This is a genomic window from Litorivivens lipolytica, from assembly GCF_014191715.1.
GTDB classification, from domain to species: Bacteria; Pseudomonadota; Gammaproteobacteria; order Pseudomonadales; family Spongiibacteraceae; genus Litorivivens; species Litorivivens lipolytica.
In genome coordinates, this window is the sequence record NZ_JACHWY010000007.1 from 1 (window position 1) to 4784 (window position 4784).

General features: G+C 57.6%; 5 protein-coding genes, 4 tRNA genes and 1 rRNA gene. All 10 read right to left on the reverse strand.

Annotation, left to right across the window (positions count from 1 at the left end):
* Nucleotides 1-96, reverse strand: a 96-nt coding sequence (locus FHR99_RS16150) for a GTP-binding protein (protein WP_246387163.1), incomplete at its 3' end; no start/stop codon positions are given.
* 98 nt (nt 97-194) lie between these two features.
* A tRNA-Thr gene (locus FHR99_RS16155) sits at nt 195-270 on the reverse strand.
* Between the two features lie 20 nt (nt 271-290).
* Nucleotides 291-364 (reverse strand) — tRNA-Gly (locus FHR99_RS16160).
* 35 nt (nt 365-399) lie between these two features.
* Nucleotides 400-483, reverse strand: a tRNA-Tyr gene (locus tag FHR99_RS16165).
* A gap of 93 nt (nt 484-576) precedes the next feature.
* A tRNA-Thr gene (locus FHR99_RS16170) sits at nt 577-652 on the reverse strand.
* Between the two features lie 62 nt (nt 653-714).
* Nucleotides 715-1404 (reverse strand): SPOR domain-containing protein, encoded by a 690-nt coding sequence (locus FHR99_RS16175; RefSeq protein WP_183411782.1) that lies wholly within the window; start codon nt 1402-1404, stop codon nt 715-717.
* Between the two features lie 31 nt (nt 1405-1435).
* A complete protein-coding gene (locus FHR99_RS16180) occupies nt 1436-2173 on the reverse strand; it encodes a type III pantothenate kinase (protein ID WP_183411783.1) in 738 nt (245 codons plus the stop codon).
* Nucleotides 2174-2180: 7 nt separating this feature from the next.
* Nucleotides 2181-3161, reverse strand: coding sequence for a bifunctional biotin--[acetyl-CoA-carboxylase] ligase/biotin operon repressor BirA (gene birA, locus FHR99_RS16185; RefSeq protein WP_183411784.1), 981 nt, complete (start codon nt 3159-3161; stop codon nt 2181-2183).
* A 63-nt stretch (nt 3162-3224) separates the two neighbouring features.
* On the reverse strand, nt 3225-4163 hold the full coding sequence (locus FHR99_RS16190; RefSeq protein ID WP_183411785.1) for an HDOD domain-containing protein: 939 nt from the start codon (nt 4161-4163) through the stop codon (nt 3225-3227).
* Nucleotides 4164-4695: 532 nt separating this feature from the next.
* Nucleotides 4696-4784: ribosomal RNA gene (gene rrf, locus FHR99_RS16195) — 5S ribosomal RNA — on the reverse strand; the annotation flags it as partial.

Below are 4784 nucleotides of genomic sequence, written 5' to 3' on the forward strand. Positions count from 1 at the left end.
CAGCGCCGCTGTCAGAGTTGTCTTACCATGGTCTACGTGACCAATCGTGCCCACGTTTACGTGGGGTTTGGTACGTTCAAATTTTTCCTTTGCCATCGCGACAGTCTCCTAGCCGAGCCTCTTAAACGACTTCTTTCTTTTAAACACAACAAAAGGCAATAGCCTGCCGTAGGCTCTTGCCACCAAAAAATTAATGGAGCTCATAACCGGATTTGAACCGGTGACCTCTTCCTTACCAAGGAAGTGCTCTACCGACTGAGCTATATGAGCCCGCCAAACTCTATGTTCGTTGGAGCGGGTAGCGGGAATCGAACCCGCATCATCAGCTTGGAAGGCTGAGGTTCTACCATTGAACTATACCCGCCCAAAAAGCCAACTTTCACAAACAGCTGAAAGTAATGGTGGAGGGGGGTGGATTCGAACCACCGAAGCTTTCGCGTCAGATTTACAGTCTGATCCCTTTGGCCACTCGGGAACCCCTCCCCAAGAGAGCGGGATATTCTGCTGACAGGAAACCACACTGTCAACGAAACAACCCAAAAAACCTCGCTTAAGCCACTGTGATATCAGAGAAAATGGAGCTGGCGAGAGGAGTCGAACCCCCGACCGGCTGATTACAAGTCAGCTGCTCTACCAACTGAGCTACGCCAGCACTTGGCTACCACGGCCTCAAACGAGGGCGGCATTCTAGTCGAACTTAGTGGGGGAAGCAATTCAAATACAGGATTTTTTGTCTCTTTTTACGGGCTTGGCTGTCAAGCCCCGATCCTGCAGCGCCAGCCGGATGTCTTCACCATCGACGCGACCAAAGGCATAGAGGTCATAATGGGTAAGGAAACGTGGCACCTCATGCACTCGCAAGCTGTACTCAAGATTGCGGTAGCGCTCCATTAAGCGTTGCGCCGATCGTTTCTGGGAGAAAAAGCCAAGCGATATGGCGTTTTTCAGCTCCCCTTCGTCGATCAGGAAGCTGTCGATCTTGCGGCCACGCAATTGCTGCAACACAGACACGGCCCGCTCACGGCTATCGAAAGGCCCAACGTGCACCCAGTAGTCCGGTTCATCTGGCACATCGCGGGCATCAAGGCGCGCCTCAAGTTGCATACCCTGAATCACGCTGACTGACCGATCGGCCCGCGCCTTGTCGGCAAACTCGCCAACAAACCAACATTGCTGGGCGAGCGTGTCGGGCTCTGCTGCCTTCTGATCCTCAGTTTGCGCCTGACCTGAATCCACAACCAAGACCGGAGGCGGCGCCGACATCTCATCGACCAGCACCAGCGAAGGCACAGCGGCCTGCTCCTGACGAGCTTCAACCAGTGACTCGGCACGCTGCTGCTGCCAGTTCCAGCCGGCGTAGAGCAGGTTCGCCAGCACCAAAAGCACAAATGCCCAGCGCAGCACCTCGACCTCCTTTAATTATTGAATGGCCCGCTTATTCGATTATCGGGCAAGCCCGCGCAAGCCCTTCCATGACCAAGTCGGGATAATACGCGAAGTCACCCGCCTTCTCACCGAGCAGGCGCAGGATTAACTCCGCATCACCCCCGGTAATAAAGGCGCCGCAACTTTCACCGAGCAGGGTTCGCGCCTGCTGCAGCGCCGCTTGCGCGACCGCCGCCGCAGACAGGGCGGCGCCATTAACCACCGCCTCTGCGGTTGAGCACCCCGGATTGAGGGCCGGCTCTGCCGTCTCCGCATAAACGATGCGCGCAGTATCTTGCCGCAGACTAGTCTGCATAAGCTGCTGACCCGGCAGAATATAGCCGCCGAGGTGCTGGCCGCGGCGATTTACCAGATCGATGGTCAGCGCGGTGCCCGCATCCAATATCAATGCGCCCTGGGGGCAGTGGTGATAGGCGGCCAGCACGGCCAACCAGCGATCGACGCCAAGCCGGTGCGGTTCGGCGTAGGCGCAACTCACCCCGCTACAGTGCGCAGTGGTGCGCGCTATCCGGGGCCCCAAACCTACAGTGTTTTGGCACCATTGACTCAAGGCCTGTTCGCGAGCCTCTCCAGCAACGGATGCGACCCGCACCGCACCAATCTTCCCCGCGGAAGGTGGCACAAAGCTGTCTAGTTCCGTGATGCGACCGCGCTCAACGACATCACCTGCCTCCAGCAGGCGCCATTTGGCCGAGGTGTTACCTAGATCGAATTCGAGAATCAGCACGATTTACTTAGCTCCCGGACTGGCGACGGCGCAAACTGACCTCACCTCCGGAGACCAGTTCGGTGCCCGACGGTGTTTCAAAGCGCAGCGCGCCATTGGCTGCCACCCCGCGACAAAACCCCGCGACGACCTCCTCACCTCGCCGCAACTCCGCAGGCTCATCGGCCAGCGCGTCATAAGCCTGCCAACGGCTCTGAAAACCGGAAAAGCCGGCGACCTCAAATTCCGCCAACATGGGCAGCAAGCGGTTAAGGAGTGCCGCCAGCAAGTGGTTGCGATCACTACCGACAAAACCCTGACGCTGAAGGTCAGTCCAGGCCTGGTCTATAGGCGCATCATCCGGGAGGGAGACGTTCAAGCCGATGCCAATAATGACCTGACAGCGCCCAGCGGCATCCCCTTGCATCTCAAGGAGCACGCCCGCCAGCTTCCGCCCTTCACACAAAACATCGTTGGGCCACTTCAGGCCAAGTCCGGCTACACCAAGATCGGTCAAGGCCTCAGCGACAGATAGCCCGACCGCCAAACTCAAGCCCTCGAGGGCAGCAGCACCGTTTTGAAACTCCCAAAGCAGGGAAAACATCAGGTTGCGGCCAAAGGGACTGATCCATTGCCGACCAAGGCGGCCACGCCCAGCGGTCTGCTGCTCCGCAACGCAGACTGCGCCCGAGACGCCGTCACCGCTCCGCGCCCGCTCGGCCAGCAAAGTATTGGTGGAATTGATCTGCTGCTCTATCTGCAGCGATGACAGGAAGGCTTTCGCAGTGGGGTTGAGTGAGCATTGGATGGCATCGGCATTGAGAGCGCAAAAGCCACCGGGAAGTCGATAGCCACGGCCTTTTACAGACTCAACCGCAAGGCCGATATCCTCAAGCTTCTGTAACTGCTTCCAGATAGCGGTTCTGCTGACACCCAGCGCCGACCCAAGCGCCTCGCCTGAATGAAAATCGCCGTCAGCCAACTCGGCCAATAAGCGCGACAGTTCCATAACATCCCACCACAGTATCAATGTGGCGGGATAATAACAGCTCCGGCGATGAAGGACAGGCTATCAGGCGGCCTGATGACGCCGAACGGCCGCTAGACGCTCTCGCGCCAACTCTTCGATCATGATCAACTTGTCCTGATCGAGTAGCTGCGTGTCAAACATACGTTCAAATGCAGGGATGGACTGGCTGAGCTCATCCATAATTTCCGCCAGATGACGCCCGGTCAGCTTGAGCCAGTGCCCAGCGGTCGTGGCGAGCTCATCAAGGCCCTGCGAAGGGTTGATGAGTACATCGGCCATCAGTGCAGACAGCGCAACACAACGGACAAAGGTATGGTCACCCTCTGGCAGCGCCAGTGGGATATGGCTGTAGGCAACGGCCTGCTGCATGCGCTCGCTGAAACCCCACTCCTGGAGCATCCAGCCACCCACTTGGGTATGTCCGGCGCCGAGACGGGTTTTTTCGAAGGCTTCAACCCGGGCGTGCTTATATTGACGCTCGCCGAGGCCGATATAGGTCTCGGGCAGGGCGCGGTCCAAGACCAGCATGCCAAGATCCTGCATTAACGAAGCTAGGAAAACCGCCTCCTCATCGCCAGGCGTTACGCGCTTGGCCAGCGCCCGTCCAGCGCTCGCCGACAACAGGCAGCGACGCCAATAAGCGGTGTAATCCAGCGCCCCGGCAGACTGCAGTTTCATAGACGAAATCAGGGAAAATGACAGCGCAAGGCTCTGGGTAGATTTAAGCCCCAGACGCACAACCGCCTGATGAATGGATTCGACCTCTCGGCGACTGCCGTAGATGGGCGAATTAGCAACACGCAGCAATTTTGCTGCCAGCGCGGGATCGCGCTGAACAGCGTGAGTCAGCGCGTCTAAATCCACGTCATCGTCGTTTAACAGCTCGATGATTTTCATGGCGACGCCGGGCAGGGTTGGGAGACCCGTCGACGTGGCGAGAACTTTTTCTATGCGCTCATTGTTCGCAAGCTGGAACGTCATCTCGAGTTACCTGTTAGCAGTAGCCCACTAACTGTAGCCCAGTACTGCCAGTAGCTACATCGTGACATATACGGACATCGAGCAGGCCTGCGAGTCGGGCCCATTTAGCCCAACTCCCAGACCTTGTTACCACGAAGCTCAGAAGATGTAACGTAAATTTACACCAAATTCCCGTTCTGGCGTCATGCTGAATCGCGGTAGGTGAGGTGGGGGGGGGCGATGACCTACATTGGGTCACAATCGGCGATTGCGATCGCTTCGCGATGCCTACGGCACCCCTTCGCCGTACCTACGGTACAGGCTACGTCACATGGGCCTTTGTAGTGGCAGCAGGTTATCGCGTCCTAAAAATAAAACCCCGGACAGCTAATGCTGACCGGGGTGTTTTATTTAGAAGCCTGGCGAGGGCCGGCCCCGTGACCGAAGGGAACGCTTTGGGTCTGACCGTACGGTTATCGCCAGTTGCCCAAGGTGTTTTACGCGCATAGTAAAACGCCCAGACCGTTTCCGATCTGGGCGTTTTGGGTTAGAAGCCTGGCGATGACCTACTCTCACATGGGGAAGCCCCACACTACCATCGGCGATGACGCGTTTCACTTCTGAGTTCGGGATGGGGTCAGG

Excerpts from the sequence above, each read along its gene's own strand:
- birA (WP_183411784.1), bottom strand. The coding sequence starts at position 3,161 with ATGGAACTGTCGCGCTTATTGGCCGAGTTGGCTGACGGCGATTTTCAT.
- FHR99_RS16190 (WP_183411785.1), bottom strand. The coding sequence starts at position 4,163 with ATGACGTTCCAGCTTGCGAACAATGAGCGCATAGAAAAAGTTCTCGCC.